We start from the raw sequence: 19448 nt of genomic DNA on the forward strand, positions 1-19448 counted from the left end.
GACACCGCAATCTGCCACGGACTTCCCCCGACCGTATCCTCGTCTTTCACCGATTTCTCCCGACCGGGAACTTCACCCGGTCCGGATGCTGGTTCAGTTCCGCCAGCACACGCCGCGAGAGTTCGTTTCTGACACGCGCGCCCCGGCGTGGGTGGGTCGTGTACCGCAGTCGCAGTTCGACCCACGACTCCTGTTGCCGGACGTTGACGCTCGGGTGGTCCTGCACGTCGAGTTCGACCGGCGTCCGGGCGAGCGCGTCGGTGTACTCCGCGACGCCGCGCGTCATGTCGTCGCCGAGGTACGCTTCGGCGACGTCGACCATCCGCTCGCGGGCGAAGTCCAGGTCGGTCTCGTAGGCGACCTGCACGACGACCTCGTTCCAGATGGCGTCGAAGCCGGCGGTGTAGTTGACGACCTCCGAGGAGAGGACGACGCTGTTCGGCACCGTCACCACCCGCCCGGAGGGCTGGTTCGACGCGACGAGTTCGCCGTCGATCTCCCACAACTCCGTGACGAGGAAGTCCACCTCTACCACGTCGCCCTTCCGCCCCTCGATCTCGACGCGGTCGCCGACCTCGTAGGGCCGCTTCGTCATGATGTAGACCCACCCGAGGAGTGACAGCAGTGGCTGCTGGAGGGCGAAGGTGATGGCGAAGCCGATGACGCCGAAGGAGACGAGGACGCCGACCCACTGGTTCGTCACGATGCCGAGGACCGCGACGACCGTCACCGCACCGAAGGCGAGTCGGAGGACGTTCCGGGCGTCGTGGGCCCGGCGCTTGTTCGCGCTCCGGGCGACGAGATACCGCGAGATCAGCAGGTAACACCCGTTCGCGCCGAGGACCACGCCGAGGGCGTACAACGCCTTCGCCGCCAGCAGTGTGAACGCGAACTCGTCGAGCAGCGGCGTCCCCTCGACGAGTGCGCCGGCGACCCCAGCGACGAGTGCGAGGAGCAGGGAGACGTAGCCGACTGGTCGTTTCACGGTCGGGTGTCGGTCGGGTGGTCGAAAAGGGTTAGGTTCCGCCCGCCGGCCGACCGCCTGCCGCGTCGGCGACGGCACCGGCCAGCACGCGCGTCGCGGTCGCGCAGTCGGCCCAGTCGGTCCACTCGCGGGGGTTGTGCGAGATGCCGTCTTCCGAGGGAGCAAAGAGGAGACAGGCGTCGGTGACGCTTGCCACGTGCATCGTGTCGTGGGCCGCGCCGGAGTGCAGGTCGATCGTCTCGACTCCGGCCCGGTCGCCCGCGTCGTGGGCCGCACTCCGGAGTCGGTCGCTCATCGCCGTCGGGTCGAGGTCGAAGGGACGCTCGAAACTCGTCTCGACGCCCCGGTCGGCCGCGAGCACCGAGAGGCTGGCCCGTGCCGACTCGACGATGGTCTCCATCGCCTCGCGGGTCACGTCCCGCACGTCGACGCCGAGTTCGACGCGGCCGGGGACGACGTTCGTCGCGTTCGGCGAGACGGTCGCAGAGCCGACCGTGCCGACCGCGGTCTCGGAGTCCTCGGCGACGACCTCGGTCGCGGTCGCCTCCACGTCCAGGACGAACTCGCTCGCGGCCGCCAGCGCGTCGGTTCGCTGATCCATCGGCGTCGCGCCTGCGTGGTTCGCCTCGCCGAGAATCTCGACGTGACAGTGGGTGATCCCGGTGATCGTCGTCACGACGCCGACCGGCACGCCGGCCGATTCGAGCCGTGTGTCCTGTTCGATGTGGAGTTCGTACCAGGCGTCCCACTCGCTGGCGTCCAGACGGCCCTCCCCACGGAAGTCGATGTCGTCGAGTGCGTCCCCGAGTGTGGTGCCGTCGTCGTCCGCCAGCGCGATGGCGTCCGCGACCGACCGCTCGCCGGCCGCGACCGAGGAGCCGAGGAGGCCGTCGCCGAACCGGCCGCCCTCCTCCTCGGTGAAGGAGACGACCACGACCGGGCGCTCGGCTTCGACGCCGGCGTCCTGCATCGCCCGGACGGTTTCGAGCGCGGCGTAGACCCCGAGCGGTCCGTCGAAGATGCCGCCCTCCGGGACCGAGTCGAGGTGGCTCCCGACAGCCACCGGCGCGGCGTCCGGGTCGGCGGAGTCCGGGTCCCAGCGTCCGGCGACGTTGCCCACCGCGTCGACTGCGACGGTCAGGCCGGCGTCTCGGAGTCGCTCGACGAGGTACTCGCGCGCCTCGCGGTTGGCCTCGGTGCCACAACGGACGGTCCGGCCCCACCCCTCGTCGGTCGGAACCCGGCCGAACTCGCCGGTGGCCTCGATGTCGGCTCTGAGTCTCTCGGCGTCTACCTGCATGTGTCTGCGGTTTCGCGGGTCCGGTTATGTGGGTTGCTATCTCACTTCGCGGTATCGCGTCTCACTCCGGAAACAGCTCTTCCTCGCGCTCTATCGCGTCGATCCGGGCCACGTCCTCGTCGTCCAACGCGAGTTCACCGGCCCGCAGATTCGCCTCCAGGTGCGACCGACTCGACGCCTTCGGGATCACCGCGATGTCCTTCGCCCGGAGCCACGCGACCGCGACCGCCGCCTCGGTCGTCTCGTGCTTCTCCGCGACCGCCGTGATCTCGGGCAGCTCGAACACCTTCCCGCCGGCGAGCGGGGAGTAGGCGACCAGCCGGTAGCCGTGCTCGCGGGCGTGTTCCAGCAACTCGGGTCGCCGAAACAGCGGGTGGTACTCGGTCTGGTGGGCCACCAGCGGGCTGTCGAGGATCGACACCGCCTCGTCGAGTTCAGCGACCGTGAAGTTGCTGACGCCGACGCCCCGGACCACGCCGTCCTCGCGGAGCGCGTCGAACGCAGGCAGTGTCGTCGCCGGGTCGTAGGTGTCGATGGGCCGGTGAACGTACAGCAGGTCGATGGTCTCGACGCCGAGTTTCTCGCGACTCGCCAGCGTCGACTCGCGGACGTCTGCGGCCGCGAGACTGTCGGCCCACACCTTCGTCGCCACCAGCACGTCCTCGCGCGGGACCGGCGAGTCCGCGAGGCCCTCGCCGACGACCGCCTCGTTCTCGTAGATCTGTGCGGTGTCGAGGTGGCGGTAGCCCACGTCCAGCGCGGTCGTGATCGCCTGCGGATCCTCGATGCCCATCGTCCCGAGTCCGACCGGCGGGATGGCTCCGGGTGTGAGCGCGTCGGCGCTCGTCTCGCTCACAGTGTCTTCCGTTTCGTTCGTCATGCCCCCCGGTGGTGTCCGGGGGAACTTAAACCGCGTCGTCCCGTCGGTCGCCTTTACACCGAGTCGTCCGGGTCGTGGTGTTCGCGCATCCACTCCGCCTCGGTCGCGTAGCGGTCGCGCTCTGCGGGATCGTCGACCGGTGCCAGTCGTTCTTCGGGCGCGTCGATGGCGGCCGTCACCGTCGGGGCGGAGCGGGCGAAGCCGTGGTGGGACCGCTCCTGCTGGAGGTACTGGCTCCCGTCGGGCGTCGCGTAGACGATCACGAGGATGTTCGGCGAGTCCGACGAGTAGGTCCGCTCGACCATCCAGAGCCGACGTGTCCGCGTCTCGTCGCTCCTGCCGTCCGCCGGCGTCTGTTCGGTCGTCACCCCGTCGCGGACGGTCGCCTCGCCGTGGGTCGTCTCTGTCATACCTGTCCCTTCGACTGCCGGGAGCATATACCCGGAAATCGCTTCCCGGCGGGTGAGAACCGCCGGGACTCGGCGGACGGTCTCTGTTCCGGAGCCGTCGACGGTCTCAGCCGTCGAGTATCCCGTGCAGATCGTACAGCGAATCGAGGTCGTGGGTCGGGTCCGGTTCGGGCGTGTGGCCGGCACGGTGGCTCCGGCGGACGAACGCCGAGTCGATCCCGACCGCCTCGGCCGCCGCCACGTCCGAGTCCGAGTCGCCGACGAACAGCGGGTTCCGGGCGTCCAGTGCCCGCACCGCCCGGTCGAGGTAGTAAGGGTTCGGCTTCTTCCGGTGGAGGCTCTCGACGGTCGGCTCTCTGCCGATCGCGGGGTCGAACAGGTGCGCCATGTCGAAGTGCGAGAGGAGGAAGTCGATCGTCGTCTGCTGGTTCGTGGAGACGATCGCCTTCGGGAGTTCGATCCCGGCCACGGCGTCGACGTCGTCGTACAGCGACTTCTGTCCGGCCCGGATCGCGTCCTGCTGGGCGACCGAACTCGCGTGGTCGCGGCTGGCCCAGAGCGTCTCCGGATCGACGCCGTAGGTCTCTGCGACCCGGTGGACCGTCTCCGGCGCGACACCGAGCGTCATCGCCTCGACGTGCTCCTCGGCGGGGTCGGTGACGCCGACCGTCTCGAAGGCGATCCGAGTGGACTCCACGAGGAGCGACCGGTCCGCGAGGTCCACGAGGACGCCGTCGTTGTCGAAGATGACCGCGTCGTACACACCGGAGAGAGCGCCCGTGTCGGCAAAACGCTTCCCACTGTCTCGACGACGCTCCGGTGCGTCAGATCGCCGGCGTGTCCAGCGAGAACGGCTCGGGTCGGCGACCGTCCACGTCCACCACGTCGTACTCCCGCGCGAGTTCCGCGACCCGCGCGACCGTCCCGGTTCGCGCGCCGACGTTCGGATCGCCGGCCAGCGCCGCGACGACCCGACCGACGAACGCCGGAGAGTGCGTCTCCGCCGGTACCGCCGCGCCCGCCTCGGCGAACGTGGCTTCGACACGCTCGGTCCGGGTGAACCCCGGCTGGACGACCAGCGACGTGACCGCAGTCTCCGCCTCGCGCAGTTCGTAGGCCATCGCCCGGCCCAGTCGTTCGACCGCGGTCTTCGCCACGTCGTAGGGGAGACTCCCGCGATACTTCGGGCCGTCACCGGCCGACACCGTGACGATCAGCCCACGTTCGCTCCGCCGGAGCAGGGGGACCGCGAGTCGACTGGCGGTGAAGGCGGGCCGGACACCGGCGTCGAACATCGCATCCCACCGGCGGGTCGACTGCTCCCAGAAGGGCGCGTCGAACGACTCGTCGTAGCCTTCGTAGCCACCCCACGCGTTGTTGACGAGCAGATCCAGTCGGCCCTGTTCGCTCGTCATGCGCTCGAACAACAGGCGCACGTCTTCGTCGTCGGTGTGGTCACACCGGACCGCGATGCCGGTGCCGCCCGCCGCCGTCACCGCCTCGGCCGTGGCGTCCACGGTTCCCGGCAGGTTCTCCGTCCTGTCGTCGGCGACGCTTCGGCCCGTGACGTACACCGTCGCGCCCGCCGTGCCGAGTTCGACGGCGACACCGCGCCCCACACCTCTGCTCGCACCCGTCACCACGGCGACCCGCCCCGAGAGATCGGTCATAGGGCCAACACGCTCCGCGAGAGAATGTAGCTATCGCGCTCTGAGGACCACTGCTCTCGTGCCCTGAGGACCATTCCTATCGCGTCCCTGAGACCACCGCGAGGGCGGTGGTGAGCGCGTACAGTCCGATCCCGACGAGCACGATGGTCCCGCCGGCCGCGAGTCCGAACGCGTACGAGAGCGTCACGCCGACGAGCACCGCGACGAGACCGGAGAGCACCGCGAGCAGGACCGACTCGCGGAAGCTCCGGGCGACCTGTGTGGCGGTGGCGACCGGGACGACCAGCATCGCGGCGACGAGGATGACACCCATCATCTGCATCGCGCCGACGACGACCAGCGCCGTGAGGAGCGCGAGCAGCCGGTTGATCCGTGGCACGTCGATCCCCGCCACGTGGGCCGACGACTCGTCGAAGGTGACGTAGACCAGTTGTCGGTAGGTCAGCAGGACGGTGCCGGTGACGAAGACGCCGAGGACGAGGAGGAGTTCGACGTTCGCCTGCGTGAGCGTCGAGAGACTCCCGAACAGGTACTGGCCGATGCTGACCGCGATGCCCCCGTCGGTCAGGCTGACGAGAACCGTGCCCAGCGCGAACCCGCCGGAGAGCACGATGGCCATCGACACGTCGTTGTAGACGTCGGTGTACTCCGAGAGCAGTTCGATCACGAGGCCGGCGACGACCGCGACGGCCAGCGCGGTCAGTGCCGGCGGGACAACGACCCCGAGCACGCTGGTCAGGAACAACCCGACGGCGACCCCGGCGAAGGCCGTGTGCGCCAGCGTGTCGCCGATCATCGCCATCCGGCGGTGGACGAGGAAGGACCCCACGAGCGGCGCGACGACCGCGATGCAGACCCCGGCGATCACTGCCCGACGCATGAAGCCGTAGCTCAGCATCTCGGTCAGGAAGCCGACGACGAGCGGCGGGTGGGTGCCGGCGACGCCGGCGGACAGCGCGCCCATCACGGGTGGTCGTGTGCGAGGAGTCGCTGGTTCGCGCCGTAGGCGGCCTGGAGCGCGTCGCTCTCGGAGAAGTCCAGCGTGTCCCCGTGAAAGTACAGTTCCCGGTTGATACAGGCGACCGAGGTCGCGTAGGCGGTGACCACGCCGATGTCGTGTTCGACCAGCAGGACCGTCAGGCCGTCGTCGTTCAACTCGCCGAGGAGGTCGTAGAACGCCTCGCGCGACTCGGCGTCGACGCCGACGGCCGGTTCGTCCAGCACGAGGAGGTCGGCGTCGCCGGCCAGTGCCCGCGCGATGACGACTCGTTGGCGTTGCCCGCCGGAGAGCGCCGAGAGCCGACGACCTGCGAGGTCAGCGACCCCGACGGTCGCCAGGGCGTCGTCGACCGCCTCGGTGTCGGCCGGGCCGAACCGCCCCCTCCCGACGTGGGGGTAGCGACCCATCCGGACGACCTCCCGGACCGTCACCGGCATCCCGCTGTCGGCCTCTCTGCCGAGTTGCGCGACGTAGCCGATCCGGGTCCCGTCCGCGAACTCGTCTGCTGGCTCGCCGAACAACCGGACCTCGCCGGCGTCGGGGTCGATCAGTCCGAGCGCGAGTTTCAACAGGGTCGTCTTGCCGGATCCGTTCGGCCCGACGACGCCGAGGAACTCGCCGGCCTCGACGGTCAGCGACACGTCCTCGACCGCCGGCCGGTCGCCGTAGCCGAAGGTCACGTCGTCGAAGTCGAGGACGCTCATTCCGTCTCCGCTCCGAGTGCGCGGGCCAGCGACGGGAGGTTCACCTGCTCCATCACGTCGAGGTAGCCCCAGCCCCGGTCGTTCCACTCGGGCGTCAGACTCGGCACCGGCGTCAGCGGCAGGACCCCGGTCGCGTCGGTCTCTGCGACGAGTTGGCGGGCGGCGCGGTCGGACTCGAACACCGGCGCGAGGACGTACTCCACGTCGTGTTCCGCGATGGCGTCCTGCGCCCGGCGCACGTCCTGCGGTGTCGGTGCGGCGTCGGGTGCCAGTCCGGTGAGTGCCTCGACGTCGAAGTCGTAGCGCCGCGCGAGATACCGGAACGAGTTGTGGCCGGCGACGAGTATCGTGTCGCGGGTCCGGCCCGACAGGCGTTCGCGGTAGGTCGCGTCAAGCGAGTCCAGGTCGTCTCGGAGCCTGTCGGCGTTGCTCGCCAGCGTCTCCTGCTGGTCGGGGACGACCTCTGTGAGACCGGCCTCGATGTTGCCGACCGCCTGTTTCGCTCGCTCGGGGTCGAGCCAGAAGTGCGGATCGACGGCCCCGTGGTCGTGGTCGTCGTGGCCGTCGTCACTCCCCGATTCGTGGTCGTCGTGATGCTCGTCGTCGTGTGTCTCAGTCTCGGTTTCGTGGTCGTCGTGATGCTCGTCGTCGTGCGTCTCCGTCTCGTCGTCGTGATGCTCGTCGTCGTGATGCTCGTCGTCGTGCGTCTCGTCGTGGTCCCCGTGTTCGTCGCCGTCGGCAGCCAACAGGTCGACGCCGGCCCAGGCCTCGACGGTCGGTACGTCGCTCCCGTCGTCACGGAGGTTCCGGCGAATCCGGTCGGCCCACGGCTGGAACCCGTCGCCGACGTACAGGAAGGCGTCGGCGTCGAGGACCCGGCGCTGGACGGTCGGGCCCGGTTCCCAGCCGTGGCCGTGCTGGCCGAAGGGAACGAGGTTCCCGACGGATAGAACGTCGCCGGCGACCGCCGAGGCGAAGTCCGAGACGACGAAGAAGGAGGACTCTGCGGTCTCTCCGGTCGCGGTCCCGTCTGTCGATCCTGACCCGCCCGTCGTTCCCCTGCCGAGACAGCCAGCGAGTCCGGTGAGCGCCGCACCGCTCGTTCCGAGGAGGAATCGTCGCCGTGTCTGTGATCGCATATTAGCAAATCTACTTCTCTAGTTAATAACTCTTGCCACAGCAATCAAGGGTGTTGTTAACGAGTGAGAGTGTCCGGGTCGCTCCGCAACCACTAAACGCCGTCCACGCCTGAATCCGGTAATGGCCGACTGGACGGAGACGTACCGCCCGACGACGCTGTCGGAGGTGCGGGGGAACGACAAGGCCCGCGACAAACTGAAGCAGTGGGCCGAGACGTGGGACGACCACCGGGAGGCGGTCGTCGTTCACGGGAGTCCGGGCGTCGGGAAGACCTCGGCGGCCCACGCGCTGGCGAACGACATGGGCTGGGAGACGGTCGAACTGAACGCCTCGGACCAGCGCACGGCGGACGTCATCGAGAAGGCCGCCGGCCGCGCGGCGATGAACACGACCCTCGACGGGAGCGCCTCGGGCGGCACGCGTTCGACCCGACAACTCGTCGTGATGGACGAGGCTGACAACATCCACGGCAACTACGACCGGGGCGGCGCGGGTGCCATCACGTCGCTGGTGAAAGAGTCCGAACAGCCGATCGTGCTCATCGCCAACGACTACTACGACATGAGCCGCGGCCTCCGGAACGCGACCCAGGAGATCGAGTTCCGCGACGTGTCCGCCCGATCCATCGTCCCGGTCCTGCGGAACGTCTGCCGGAGCGAGGGCATCGAGTTCGAGTCGGACGCCCTCCAGCGCATCGCCGAGATGAACAGCGGCGACCTGCGCTCGGCGGTGAAGGACCTGCAGGCCGCCGCGGAGGGGCGCGACGCGATCCGACTGGAACACGTCGTCACGAGCGACCGGGACCGCTCGACCGACCTCTTCTCCTTCCTCGACGTGGTGATGAAGGAGGAGGGTGCCGAGGAGTCGATCACGACGGCGTACTCGGTGGACGAGACGCCGGACGACCTGACGAAGTGGATCGCCGAGAACGTCCCGAAGGTGTACGACGGGCACGAACTCGCGCGGGCGTACGACCACCTCGCCAACGCCGACCGGTGGCTCGGTCGCGTCATGGCGACGCAGAACTACTCCTACTGGCGCTACGCGACGGACAACCTCGCCGGCGGGGTCGCGGCCGCGCGCGACGGGACGAAAGGTGGCTGGACGCGTTTCAACCGACCGCAGTTCTGGCCGAGCAAGAACGAGACGCGGGACGAACTCGTCCAGCGCATCGCAGAGCGCGAGGGCGTCTCGATGGGGACCGCCCGTCGGGAGATGCTGCCCTTCCTCCAGACGATGACCCACCACTGCAAGCCCCGCGAGTTGACCGTGTTGATGGCGGCGGTCTACGAGTTGGACGAGGCCGGCGTCTCCTACGTCACGGGGAGTGGCGAGACGACGAACAAGGTGCAGTCCATCGTCGCAGACGCCGAGGAACTCCGCGAGGCGGAGATGCAGTCACACGCCGGGAGCGCCTTCGAGGGTGCTCGCCGGACGCCCGACGAAGAGGTGGAGGGAGACGACGGGGCGTCGTCCGACCTGTTGGACGACGCCGACGACGCCGACGACGCCGACAGTGGGAGCGAGGACTCGGACGACGACAGCCAGATGAGTTTCAGCGACTTCGGCTGAGCCGAGGACGCGTCGCCGGCAGTCGGGGAGGGGTAGAGCGTACGGCGACGGGCGGCTTCCGGGTCACGGACGACACGCCGAGTGACTCTCACGACGGGTCACGGCACTCGGGCGGAGACAGAGAGACAGTCCGGTCTCGTGGGTGTGGACCCGCGACCGCTCTCACATGTACATCCGGTCTTCCGGTTCCTCCTCGGCCGTGCGCTCCATCCGCTGTGCGAGTTCGCTGTAGTACTGCTGGACTTCGCTGGCGAACCCTCGCAGTGGCTCGGTATCCACGCCGAGGTCGTACACCTCGTTCACCGTCTCCAGAAGCCGAATCCCGGCGTCCACGTCCGGCGCTCGCGCGTGGACCGGCGTGACGTAGAGACCGACACCCAGCGGGGAGTCGAGTCCTTGCTCGACCAGCGCGGCGTTCACACCCGAGAGGAACCCGTTGCCCATCGCCGGGATCTCTCGCCCCGCGAGTCGGCGCTGGTGGTAGTCGTCCGTGGCGATGTAGTAGGTGCGGTGGTCCTCGGGACCGTGGGGCACCGGCACCCCCGAGAGAACCGCGATCTCCTCGACGCCGTTGTCCGCCGTCCAGTCGAGGATCGCCTCGCTGAGTGTCGCACCCGCGCTGGCCGGGACGAACTGCTCGCAGACCAGCACCGTCACGTTCAGATCGTCCCGCGAGTAGAGCCGGATCGGATGTCGGGGGCGTCCCTCCACGAAGGGCGTGATCGGGTCCAACCCCTCGGCGGTGATGTGCCCCTGCTGGGTCAGATCGAGATGCTCCACGAGGTAGTCCACCGCCGTCAACCCCGCGAGGCCGAACTGCGAGAAGCCGACGAGGAGCGTGTCGCTCGGCTGTGAGTCGTGCGAGACCGTGAAGTCCGTCGAAGTGGGTCCGAACCCGAACATGTCTCCGACTACGACCGCCGGTGTCAAATCCGTTTCCCGCACCTCGGCGGCACAGATCTTAGACGAGACCGACACCGACAGCGACCTCGCTGCTGGAATCGACTCCCACGACGACCGACACCGGGCGCGAGTACCTGCGACGAAACCGACGCGACAACCCGAACCACGACCGCCCCATCCCGAACGCTTTTTTCGGGGGCGGGAGAGGGTTCGGCCATGCTTCCCGCCGGGCTTGTCGCAGTCGTCGCCGTGCTGTCGTCGGTCGCCCGACCGCTCGCCGCGGCGCTGGGACGCCACGACTGGTTCGGCCAGACCGACGGGACGACGACCGGGACACCCGACGGCGGGGGGACGACCGGGACGCCGACGCCGACGCCCGGCGGCAACACCACCGCACCCAACGGGACCGGCGGCGGGGGCGGCACCACCGACGCGGGTGAGGCAGTCGTCGGGGCACTCCCGCCGGAACTCCAGGCAGTCGTCGAGGCACTCGCGGCGATCCCCGGCAGTCAGGTCGTCGCGGCTCTGATCATCGTCTTCACGGGGGCGTACCTCTCGAAGTTCCTCGTCCGTCTGCTCGCCCGCCCGGTCGCTCGGCGGTTCCAGCGCCAGTCGGTCGCACAGACCGTCCTCCGGGGGGTCCGGGTCGGGACCGTCATCTTCGCCGCGTTCGTCGCCGCCGACGTCCTCGATCTGGGGATCGGCAACGTCGTTCTCTCGGTGACGGTGTTCTCGGCGGTGCTGGGGATCGTCCTCGCACCCATCGTCGGGAGTGTTCTCAACGGCCTGTTCGTGCTCGCCGACCAACCCTACGAGATCGGCGACATGGTGGAGTTCGTCGACACCGGCCAGCGCGGCTTCGTCGAGGACATCACGCTCCGGTACACGAAGGTCTTCACGCTGGACAACACGTTTCTCGTCCTGCCGAACGCCTCGATCCGGGAACGCGACGTGTTGAACTACTCGGCCGAGGACGAACGCACTCGGCTCCGCCTCTCGGTGATCGTCACCTACGAGTCGGACATCCCGGAAGCCCGCCGGATCATCGAGCGGTCGGCCGCGAACGTCGACGACGTCATCGAGGGTGGGCCGGACATCCGGATCGGGAGCGCACGCTACCCCGCGAAGCCGACCGCCTACCTCGACACCTTCGGCGACCACGGGATCATGATCACCCTCCGCTACTGGGCGAAACGCCCCTACAAACTCCTGACCGTCAGATCGAAGGTCCAGACAGAGGTGTGGGAGGCGCTCGAAGACGCGGACGTCGAGATCGCCTACCCGCACCAGCACCTGGTCTTCGACGAGACCAGCGGCGAGGCACAGGTCGGTGTCCGGCACCGTGACGGCGAGGGCGGCGGCGACGTGCTGGGTGGCTCACCTCCCCGAGAACGGTGAGAGCGGCCCCCCGAGGTTTCGACGCGGCAGTGAGGTCGCCAGCGGTTCAGGAGACGCGTCGGTACTCGACGAAGTCGAAGTCTTCGCCCGTCTCGCGTGACGTCTCTCGCCAGTCGTCCCACCGGACTTCGGGGAAGTATCGGTCGCCCTCGTACTCGCCGTGAAGTTCTGTCAACACGAGTCGACCTGCGAGCGGCAGGAACGCCTCGTACACCGCCGAACCGCCGGCGACGTAGATCGTCTCGACGCCCATCTCGCGGGCCGCCTCGCGGGCGACGGACAGTGCTTCCTCGACAGAGCCGACCGCGACGGCACCCTCGGGCAAGTCCGACAGCGTCTCGGTAAGGACGACGCTCAGGCGATCCGGGAACGGTTCACCGAGGCCGGCGACGACGTTCTCGTAGGTCTTCCGCCCGAGGATCACCGGGTGCCCGGTCGTCGTCTCTTTGAAGTGCCGGAGGTCGGCGCTGTAGTGCCACGGGATCGACCCGTCCGCGCCGACGACGCCGTTCGCCGCGACCGCCGCGATCAGGGCGATCTCGATCTCGTCGTCGCCCGGATCTGCGTCGTCTCCGGCCGACGACTCGTGATCGCCGGTCATTCTGCGACCGCGAACTCGATGCCCGGCGCGGGGTCGTAGTCCCGCAACTGGAAGTCGTCGAAGGTCAACTCGTCCAGGGGAAGGTCCGAGATGTCGATCTCCGGGCGCTCGCGTGGTTCACGCGAGAGTTGTTCGAGCAGGCCCGGCACGTGGTCGTAGTGGTCACGCTCCTCCGGCGGAGCCGTCTCCGTCAGCCAGTCACGCACCGCGAGGTAGTCCTCGCCTGTCTCGGCGTCGGCCAGTCGGGACTGGAGGGCGTCGAGGTTGTCGCCGTACCACGCGCCCCGGTCGCCCTCGCCGCAGTAGACGTGCGCGTCGACCACGGTGTGGGAGAACTCGCCCGGTTCGAAGCCGGTGCGCTGGGCGATGGCCTCACACAGCAGGCTGTAACAGGCGATGTTGAACGGCACCCCGAGGGCGATATCGCCCGACCGCTGGGTGAGGTGGACGTTCAGATGATCGCCCTGCACGTTGAACACGAAGCTGTAGTGACACGGTGGAAGCGTCGAGACCGCCGCGTTCGCCGGGTGCCACGCGTTCACCACGATTCTGCGCGACTGCGGATTCTCCCGCAGGCTGTCGAGGACGTAGGCGATCTGATCGAACGTCCCGTCCTCGTTCGTCCACCGGTGGGCGTCGTCGGGCCACGACTCGCCCGGTAGCCGGTCCTCGTCCTCCGGGATCGGGTAGCGTCGCCAGAACCGACCGTAGGCCGTGTCGAGTCGGCCCTCGTCGTCGGCCCATGCGTCCCAGATGGCGGTCTCCTCGCGCAGGGTGCGGATGTGTTCTTCGCCCGAGAGGTACCACAGCAGTTCGTGGATCAGCGAGTTCCAGCGATAGCCAGACAGGTCCTTGGTCGTCAACAGGGGGAAGCCCTCCTGCAGATCGACCGTGTAGTGTCTCCCGAACCCGGAGACGGTGTCCACCCCGGTCCGGTTCGGTTTGTACTGCCCCTCCGACAACACTCCCTCCACGAGATCGAGATACTGGCGCATGAGGTCGTTGTCGGTGTGTCTGTAGCCGGGGCTATCAAACGTTGGCATCCGGCAGGTGTCGGGAAGACACAAATCCCTCCCCGCCAAAGGACTGCTATGATCCACAACATCGCACAGGGCGTCCAGGCGTTCACCAGCAACGCCTTCCTCGTCTCGGGCGACCGGACCGTCCTCGTGGACACCGGCGCGAACTTCGACGCCGTCTCGCACGTCCGCGACGACGTAGACGAACTCGACGCGGTGATCCTCACCCACACCCACGAGGACCACGTGGGGAACGTCGAAGCGGTTCGGGACGCGTTCGACGTGGAGACGTGGGGCTTCGACACCGACCAGCCGTGGGTCGAGAATGCCATCGCCGACGAGGAGACGGTCCGGATCGGCGACGACGACTACCTCGCGCTCCACACGCCGGGTCACAAGGACGATCACCTCTGCTTCTACGCCGAGTCCGCGGGCATCCTCTTTGCGGGCGATCTGATCTTCCAGAACGGGAGTTTCGGCCGCACCGACCTCGCAGAGGGCGACCGAGACCTGCTGATCCAGAGCATCGACCGCGTGCTGGGGACGGTCGACGAGTCGCTCTCGGAGATGCACGTCGGTCACGGGCCCAGCGTGATCGACCGCCCCTACGACGACATCGAACTGGCGAGCAGAGCCGCCAGAATGTACTGAACTGTCGGATTCCGCTTTCTGTGTCGACCCGTCTCAGACGGCGTCCAGCAGTGCGTGGTAGGCTTCGCGGTTCGCCTCAGCGACCGACGCCGGATCGTTCTGTGCCTCGCCGGACAGCGCGGGCAACTCGACGCGGGCGAGGGGATCGAGCATCTCCACGACCGCGCCGACTCGTTCCTCCAGTTGGCCGTCGCGGGCACTCCCGCGTGCGACCTCGCAGGCTTTCAGATACCGGTCGGCGGCGTACACCCGACAGCGCGTCGGTTCCACGACCGCGACCGCGTCGAAGCCCACGTCGTCGAGCGGGAGCGCGATGTCGCTGTACGACTCCACGACTGCGGTGTCCGTGGCGCGAATCCGGTCCGCCACGCGCTCGAACGCCGGGAGGTAGCGGTCGGCCATCAGATCGTTGAACTCGGGGATCGACGAGACGCGCGTCGCGTCGGCCAGTGGAAGCGTGTTCTTTACCAGGTCCGGCAGGTCGCCGTCCGACTCCGCCTCGCCGTTGACGACGAACTGCGTGTCGAGGTCAGTCTCACTTCCCCCGCCGGTCACCCGGTCGACGAGGAAGGTCCGATCCGACTCGCCGAGCAGCCCCTGTCTGCCGGGTGTCGGTCGCCAGAGTCGGTGAACCGGGTTGATCGCCTCCGGTCGGACGTCGCCAGCAGAGGCCGCCGCGAGGCGCGTCGCGTCCTTCCCGTAGAGGCGGCCGTCGCCCGTGGCGGCCTGTACGTCGTCGTGGTCGAACCAGTAGTCGTTGCCGGCGCGGGGTTTGAAACCGACCGGGGCGTGGTCCACCTCGGCGAGGTGTGCGAGGAGGCCGACCGAGAAGGTGGTCTTGCCGGCGTCCACGCGGTCACCGCCGGCGACGAGCAGTCTCATTCGGCGCGGCCGTAGTAGCCCGGTTCGTCGTCGTCACGGGGTTCGGCGACGACGAGGTCGTCCGAGTTCGTCATGATCCACGGGATGGCCCAGTCCAGCAGGACCGCCTCGGTCTCCTCGTCCAACTCGGCGTCCGGATCGAGTTGCTGGAGGAGTCGCGCGATCTCGTAGACGGTGTACATCTGGTCGGCTTCGAGCAGTTCTTCCGGCGTGTAGAAGTCACACGGGTAGAGGTCCGCGAACTCGTCTTTCGGCGTCGGCATGGTCCGCGCTACGGACAGGCGTCTGTAAACGGTGCCGATTCGGACGCCCCTCCGACGACCCACACTCTCGCCGTCGCCCGCCGCGCGTGTCGGCCGAATGTCTAACTCTGTCGGCAGGTGTGAAACTGGGTCGAACGACGCACAGGATCGTCGCGTTAGCCACGGGAAAGCCCACCGACGAGTAGTCGCGGTCGCTGCTCTGGCTGTCGTTCGTCCGACGACCTCTCAATTTATCACAAAAATGAATATCCACGAAGGCCTTCTACTGCACGTATGAGCGACGCGCCGGACCGCCTCGTCACTACCTTCGAAGATTACGGAGGCGAGTCCCTGCGGGACGTGTGGCTGTTCGACCAGTGGACACACCAGCAGTTGTACACTCGCGACGACGTGGCCTCCGCGCTCGAAGCGCTGGACGTGGACGGCTTCGTCGACAACGAACGGTACGGCTACGTCACCCGCGACACCTACGAGGCGCTGTACTACGCGGAGTACGCCTACACGGTTCGTGGCTTCGACACCTTCGAACAGTTCAGAACCTTCCTCGCCGACGAGGAGGACCGTGTCGGCGTCCTCGCGTCGTTCGACCGCCGGGACGGCGGCTACGACTGGGGGGCACTCCACGAGTCGGTATTGGCAGTCGCGGAGGACTACCCGGTCGCCGAGTTCGTCCCGGCCGAAGACGAGACGTAGCTGCCCGGGTGACGAGTCGCCGAGACTTCGGGTGTCGCCACTGGTCGGCTGGCGTCGAAAGAAGATTCGGGGTTGGACTTACTCGAACAGTTCGACGGCCTGCTCGTAGCGGGCACTCGGTTCGTCCCAGTCGACGACCTCGAAGAAGTTCTCGACGAAGTCGCCGCGGGCCGGCCCGTAGTCGTAGTAGTAGGAGTGTTCCCACACGTCGAGCGCGAGAATCGGGTGACCGCCCCAGATCGCACCCTGGTCGTGCTTGTCGACGACCACGTTACGAAGCTGGTTCGAGAAGGTGTCGTAGACGAGGAGCGCCCAGCCGGACGCGTTGCCGGCCGCGGCCTCGAACTCGCCCTTCCACGCCTCGTAAGAGCCGAAGTCCTCCGCGATGCGGTCTGCGAGCGCGCCGGCTGGCTCGTCGCCGCCCTCCGGAGACATGTTCTGCCAGAACAGGTCGTGCAGAATGTGCCCCGAGGAGTTGTGCGTGACGGAGCGGATCGCGCTGGCGGAGCTACCGAACTCGTGGTTCTCGCGGTTCTCGGCGAGGGTCTCCTCGGCGGAGTTCCAGCCGTTGACGTAGCCCTGGTGGTGGGTGTCGTGGTGCCACGTGAGAACCTGCTCGCTGATGTGGGGTTCGAGTGCGTCGTAGTCGTACGGGAGTGGGTCGAGTTCGTAGCTCATGATGATAATTCCTCCATCGAATACATACTCGGGATAGCTGTTAAAGGTTGAGGAGACGCACGCTAACACCTCACAACCGGGATCGACTCACACCGGTCACTCGGCTCTGAACACGTCGTATCGTCGCTCGTACTCCAACTCCTTCGCGACCCGATCTGCGACCTCGCGTGACGCCTCCCGCTCGACTATGTAGAGGGCGAGATCGAGTCCGGAGGTGACGCCGCCGGCGGTGAGGATGTCTCCGTCGTCCACGACGCGGGCGTCCACTACGTCCGCGCCGCTGGCGCGCAGGTCGTCCAGTGCCCCGTCGTGGGTCGTCGCGTGTCTGCCGTCGGTCAGGCCGGCCTCTGCCAGCAGCATCCCGCCGGTACAAACCGACGCGACCGTGACGCCCGCCTCGTGGTAGGCGTCCGCCGCCGCCGGAACCGCGCCCTTCTGCGCCTCCGCCCACGCGCCGGCCTCACTCCGGCTGTTCCAACCGCCGCCGGGGATCACGAGGAGGTTCGGCAGGTCGGCTTCGCTGTCGGCCGCGTCGGCCAGTACGCCGTCGGGTTCCACGCGCAGGCCGTGGCTCGCGGTGACGGTCTCGGTCGGGTCGAGCGTGACGAGTCGGGTCGAGAGGTCCGCGCCGTAGGCTGCTGCCGCGCCGAACACCTCGAAGGGACCGATCGCGTCGAGTTCGTCGAACCCCTCGTACAGCACGATGTCGATCTGGGTGGTCATACCCGTCAGTGGGTCGGCTACCGCTAAAAAGGGTGGTCGCAGCACTGGGTCGGCCGGTGAGGTGGTGGGAGCGTCGTCGGCCTCTCGGCTGTGACTGTGGGAACGACCGGACCTCCGCGACTACGACTGCGACTGCGACTCGATCGTGACGGCACCGACACCCGCGACCACGACGACGCCAACACCGCGAACCAAGACGACGCCAACACCGCGAACCGCGACAACACCGCAGACAGCCACCGCACCAGCACCGCTCCTCGTCGTAGCGCACCGACGAGAAGCCCGCACCCGCACAGCACCGCACTGCGAACAGCACAACAGACCGCGACCGCAACTGCACGGTACCGCACCTCGGCCCTCCCCAGCCTCGGCGGGGTTCTCCGCACCGCCCACCCTGCCTCCCTCGCGCGCGTTCCTCGCACGCGCCGACCGCAGGGTTCTGAGCACACGTCACGCTCTCGTCTATCCGACTCCGGCGACACCCCGGAACCCGGATCGGACGCGATCTGTTGCCGGTCGCCAGCAGCCGGGGAGGGATAGGGGAGACTACGACGACCGGGTTCCGGCATCTCCGACCCACAGTTCGACACGTTCGTCAGAAGACATTTCATTGCGGCGACCCGACGCGAGCACATGGGTCACTGTCCGAGTTGTGGCGACCAGATCCGGGAGGTCGTCGAGAGCGACACGGACGCACGGTACAGCGACGCGAACGTCTGGGAGTGTGAGTCGTGCGGCGCGGTGCTGGGTGTCACACAGATCGGCGTCTGACACGACAGCGTGGCAGACAGGCTCGGCTCTCCGGTCCGGCCCGTCGAGTCCGGGAGTCGTCAGGCCGTCGCGTTCACCGGATCGGCCAGCGGGTACAGCAGCACCGTCGTCGTCTCCGGTCGCTCCAGTGTTCTGATCGGTCGCTCGCCCACGAGAACCGTCACCGACCGGAAGTCGCTCGGGAGCGAAGCCGAGACGGTCGCGTGCGACCCGACCGGGCAGTCGGGCGGGGCGTCCCCACGCTCCGCGTCGCGGAACGAGAAGACGATCCGGTACCGACGGTCGCCGACCGCCTGCACCCGTGGCTCGGCGAGTTGCTGGTCGCGGTCGTGTGCGAGCGTGGCGTTGACCGTGACGAACCGGCTGTTGGCCTGCGACCCGGTGGCGATCCAGCCAGCGTTGGCCGGCGCGTCGGTGAGACACTGCGGGCCACCCCACGAGGCACTGGCGGGCGGTGCTTCCGGATCGGGCGGCGCGAGGGTGACCGTCCCCGGTTCCTCGCCGACCGTGGCGAAGCCGACGCCGAGGACGCCACCGAGGACGATACCGGCGAGTAAGACCGCGAGTGCGGACGAGTTGGAGGACATCGGTCGTAGTTCACGCGGCGGTGACAAGAACGTGCGGGGTCGGTCGTCCGGCGGGCACCCCGTGCGACTGCTCCGTCACTCGATCCGCGCTGTCAGCCCGTCACAGGAGCGACAGACACACAACAGCGCGTCCTGCTCCGACGACAGTCGCAGGTCGTGTTCCACGAGCGACCCGCAGTCCGGACAGTCCCGGAGGCGTGTCACGTCGGTCGACTCCTTCGGCCCGCCGAGCGCCACCACGCGAACCGTCTCGGTCCCGTCGTTGCGACCGCGCTGGAACTCGCCGGGGGCGAACCTGACCGTCTCGTCTGCGGCGACGACGACCTCCTCGGTCGGCCCCTCGCGGTCGCCGACCGCGAAGGTCAACTCGCCCGCGAGGACGTAGAACACCTCCTCCTGATCGGCGTGTGCGTGGTAGAAGGGCGCGAGGTGTGAGTCCGGTTCGACCTCGTAGTAGTTCACCGCCAGATCGGTCGTGTCGAGCAGTCGCCCGAGCGGCTTCATCAGGTCTGCACTGCTCAGAAACGCCTCGGCGTCTGCGACTCGCACGTGATGCATACCGGCGATTCGCCCGGCGAGACCCTGAGTGTTCCCCCGACGCGGGGACCGTCCCGCGAG

At 68.1% G+C, this 19448-nt stretch carries 23 protein-coding genes; 5 read left to right on the forward strand and 18 right to left on the reverse strand.

The features are described 5' to 3' along the window. Window positions 1-46 precede the first annotated feature (46 nt). The 9 genes from LI337_RS02175 to LI337_RS02215 form a co-directional block, all read right to left on the reverse strand. Window positions 47-985, reverse strand: a complete 939-nt coding sequence (locus LI337_RS02175) for a mechanosensitive ion channel family protein (RefSeq protein ID WP_227228075.1) — start codon at window positions 983-985, stop codon at window positions 47-49. Between the two features lie 31 nt (window positions 986-1016). Continuing rightward, window positions 1017-2285 (reverse strand): Zn-dependent hydrolase, encoded by a 1269-nt coding sequence (locus tag LI337_RS02180; RefSeq protein ID WP_227228076.1) that lies wholly within the window; start codon window positions 2283-2285, stop codon window positions 1017-1019. Window positions 2286-2346: 61 nt separating this feature from the next. After that, on the reverse strand, window positions 2347-3165 hold the full coding sequence (locus LI337_RS02185) for an aldo/keto reductase (RefSeq protein ID WP_303645190.1): 819 nt from the start codon (window positions 3163-3165) through the stop codon (window positions 2347-2349). A 53-nt stretch (window positions 3166-3218) separates the two neighbouring features. Then, window positions 3219-3575, reverse strand: coding sequence for a DUF7967 family protein (locus tag LI337_RS02190; protein WP_227228077.1), 357 nt, complete (start codon window positions 3573-3575; stop codon window positions 3219-3221). A 106-nt stretch (window positions 3576-3681) separates the two neighbouring features. Further along, window positions 3682-4338, reverse strand: a complete 657-nt coding sequence (locus tag LI337_RS02195) for an HAD family hydrolase (RefSeq protein ID WP_227228078.1) — start codon at window positions 4336-4338, stop codon at window positions 3682-3684. Window positions 4339-4399: 61 nt separating this feature from the next. Beyond that, complete coding sequence (locus tag LI337_RS02200) at window positions 4400-5245, reverse strand: SDR family NAD(P)-dependent oxidoreductase (protein WP_227228079.1); 846 nt, start codon at window positions 5243-5245, stop codon at window positions 4400-4402. A 76-nt stretch (window positions 5246-5321) separates the two neighbouring features. Next, window positions 5322-6209, reverse strand: coding sequence for a metal ABC transporter permease (locus LI337_RS02205; protein ID WP_227228080.1), 888 nt, complete (start codon window positions 6207-6209; stop codon window positions 5322-5324). Further along, a complete protein-coding gene (locus LI337_RS02210) occupies window positions 6209-6949 on the reverse strand; it encodes a metal ABC transporter ATP-binding protein (RefSeq protein WP_227228081.1) in 741 nt (246 codons plus the stop codon). Before LI337_RS02210 ends, LI337_RS02205 begins: the two co-directional genes overlap by 1 nt. Next, entirely contained in the window at window positions 6946-8088 is a 1143-nt protein-coding gene (locus LI337_RS02215; protein WP_227228082.1) for a metal ABC transporter substrate-binding protein, read from the reverse strand. The genes LI337_RS02210 and LI337_RS02215 overlap by 4 nt, the downstream gene beginning before the upstream one ends. Window positions 8089-8209: 121 nt before the next feature. On the opposite strand from LI337_RS02215, the gene LI337_RS02220 reads away from it, so the two are divergent. Continuing rightward, on the forward strand, window positions 8210-9661 hold the full coding sequence (locus LI337_RS02220; protein WP_227228083.1) for a replication factor C large subunit: 1452 nt from the start codon (window positions 8210-8212) through the stop codon (window positions 9659-9661). A 162-nt stretch (window positions 9662-9823) separates the two neighbouring features. Here LI337_RS02220 and LI337_RS02225 read toward each other — a convergent pair whose 3' ends face one another. After that, window positions 9824-10564 (reverse strand): proteasome assembly chaperone family protein, encoded by a 741-nt coding sequence (locus LI337_RS02225; protein WP_227228084.1) that lies wholly within the window; start codon window positions 10562-10564, stop codon window positions 9824-9826. A 216-nt stretch (window positions 10565-10780) separates the two neighbouring features. On the opposite strand from LI337_RS02225, the gene LI337_RS02230 reads away from it, so the two are divergent. Continuing rightward, window positions 10781-11962, forward strand: coding sequence for a mechanosensitive ion channel family protein (locus LI337_RS02230; protein ID WP_227228085.1), 1182 nt, complete (start codon window positions 10781-10783; stop codon window positions 11960-11962). A gap of 46 nt (window positions 11963-12008) precedes the next feature. On the opposite strand, the gene LI337_RS02235 is transcribed toward LI337_RS02230, so the two are convergent. Both LI337_RS02235 and thyA read right to left on the reverse strand, forming a co-directional pair. Then, complete coding sequence (locus tag LI337_RS02235; RefSeq protein WP_227228086.1) at window positions 12009-12563, reverse strand: dihydrofolate reductase; 555 nt, start codon at window positions 12561-12563, stop codon at window positions 12009-12011. Then, window positions 12560-13558, reverse strand: a complete 999-nt coding sequence (gene thyA, locus LI337_RS02240; protein WP_303645222.1) for a thymidylate synthase — start codon at window positions 13556-13558, stop codon at window positions 12560-12562. The genes LI337_RS02235 and thyA overlap by 4 nt, the downstream gene beginning before the upstream one ends. A gap of 96 nt (window positions 13559-13654) precedes the next feature. Between thyA and LI337_RS02245 the strand changes: the two genes are divergently transcribed. After that, a complete protein-coding gene (locus LI337_RS02245) occupies window positions 13655-14233 on the forward strand; it encodes an MBL fold metallo-hydrolase (protein WP_227228088.1) in 579 nt (192 codons plus the stop codon). A 33-nt stretch (window positions 14234-14266) separates the two neighbouring features. On the opposite strand, the gene LI337_RS02250 is transcribed toward LI337_RS02245, so the two are convergent. Together LI337_RS02250 and LI337_RS02255 are read right to left on the reverse strand one after the other, a co-directional pair. Continuing rightward, a complete protein-coding gene (locus LI337_RS02250) occupies window positions 14267-15115 on the reverse strand; it encodes an ATPase (protein ID WP_227228089.1) in 849 nt (282 codons plus the stop codon). Next, window positions 15112-15378, reverse strand: a complete 267-nt coding sequence (locus tag LI337_RS02255) for a DUF5827 family protein (protein ID WP_227228090.1) — start codon at window positions 15376-15378, stop codon at window positions 15112-15114. The genes LI337_RS02250 and LI337_RS02255 overlap by 4 nt, the downstream gene beginning before the upstream one ends. Window positions 15379-15651: 273 nt before the next feature. Between LI337_RS02255 and LI337_RS02260 the strand changes: the two genes are divergently transcribed. Then, window positions 15652-16071, forward strand: a complete 420-nt coding sequence (locus LI337_RS02260; protein ID WP_227228091.1) for a DUF7522 family protein — start codon at window positions 15652-15654, stop codon at window positions 16069-16071. 78 nt (window positions 16072-16149) lie between these two features. Here LI337_RS02260 and sod read toward each other — a convergent pair whose 3' ends face one another. Both sod and LI337_RS02270 read right to left on the reverse strand, forming a co-directional pair. Next, on the reverse strand, window positions 16150-16749 hold the full coding sequence (gene sod, locus LI337_RS02265) for a superoxide dismutase (RefSeq protein ID WP_264474839.1): 600 nt from the start codon (window positions 16747-16749) through the stop codon (window positions 16150-16152). A gap of 96 nt (window positions 16750-16845) precedes the next feature. Continuing rightward, window positions 16846-17472 carry a DJ-1/PfpI family protein gene (locus tag LI337_RS02270; protein WP_227228092.1) on the reverse strand — a complete coding sequence of 209 codons (627 nt, stop codon included), beginning with the start codon at window positions 17470-17472 and terminating at the stop codon, window positions 16846-16848. A gap of 633 nt (window positions 17473-18105) precedes the next feature. Between LI337_RS02270 and LI337_RS02275 the strand changes: the two genes are divergently transcribed. After that, a complete protein-coding gene (locus LI337_RS02275) occupies window positions 18106-18243 on the forward strand; it encodes a hypothetical protein (protein WP_227228093.1) in 138 nt (45 codons plus the stop codon). 59 nt (window positions 18244-18302) lie between these two features. Here the strand turns inward: LI337_RS02275 and LI337_RS02280 are convergent, their stop codons facing one another. After that, window positions 18303-18830, reverse strand: a complete 528-nt coding sequence (locus tag LI337_RS02280) for a hypothetical protein (RefSeq protein WP_227228094.1) — start codon at window positions 18828-18830, stop codon at window positions 18303-18305. A 75-nt stretch (window positions 18831-18905) separates the two neighbouring features. After that, on the reverse strand, window positions 18906-19388 hold the full coding sequence (locus LI337_RS02285) for a cupin domain-containing protein (protein ID WP_227228095.1): 483 nt from the start codon (window positions 19386-19388) through the stop codon (window positions 18906-18908). Window positions 19389-19448: the final 60 nt, after the last annotated feature.

The sequence above is a fragment of the Salinirubrum litoreum genome, assembly GCF_020567425.1.
Lineage (GTDB): Archaea > Halobacteriota > Halobacteria > Halobacteriales > Haloferacaceae > Salinirubrum > Salinirubrum litoreum.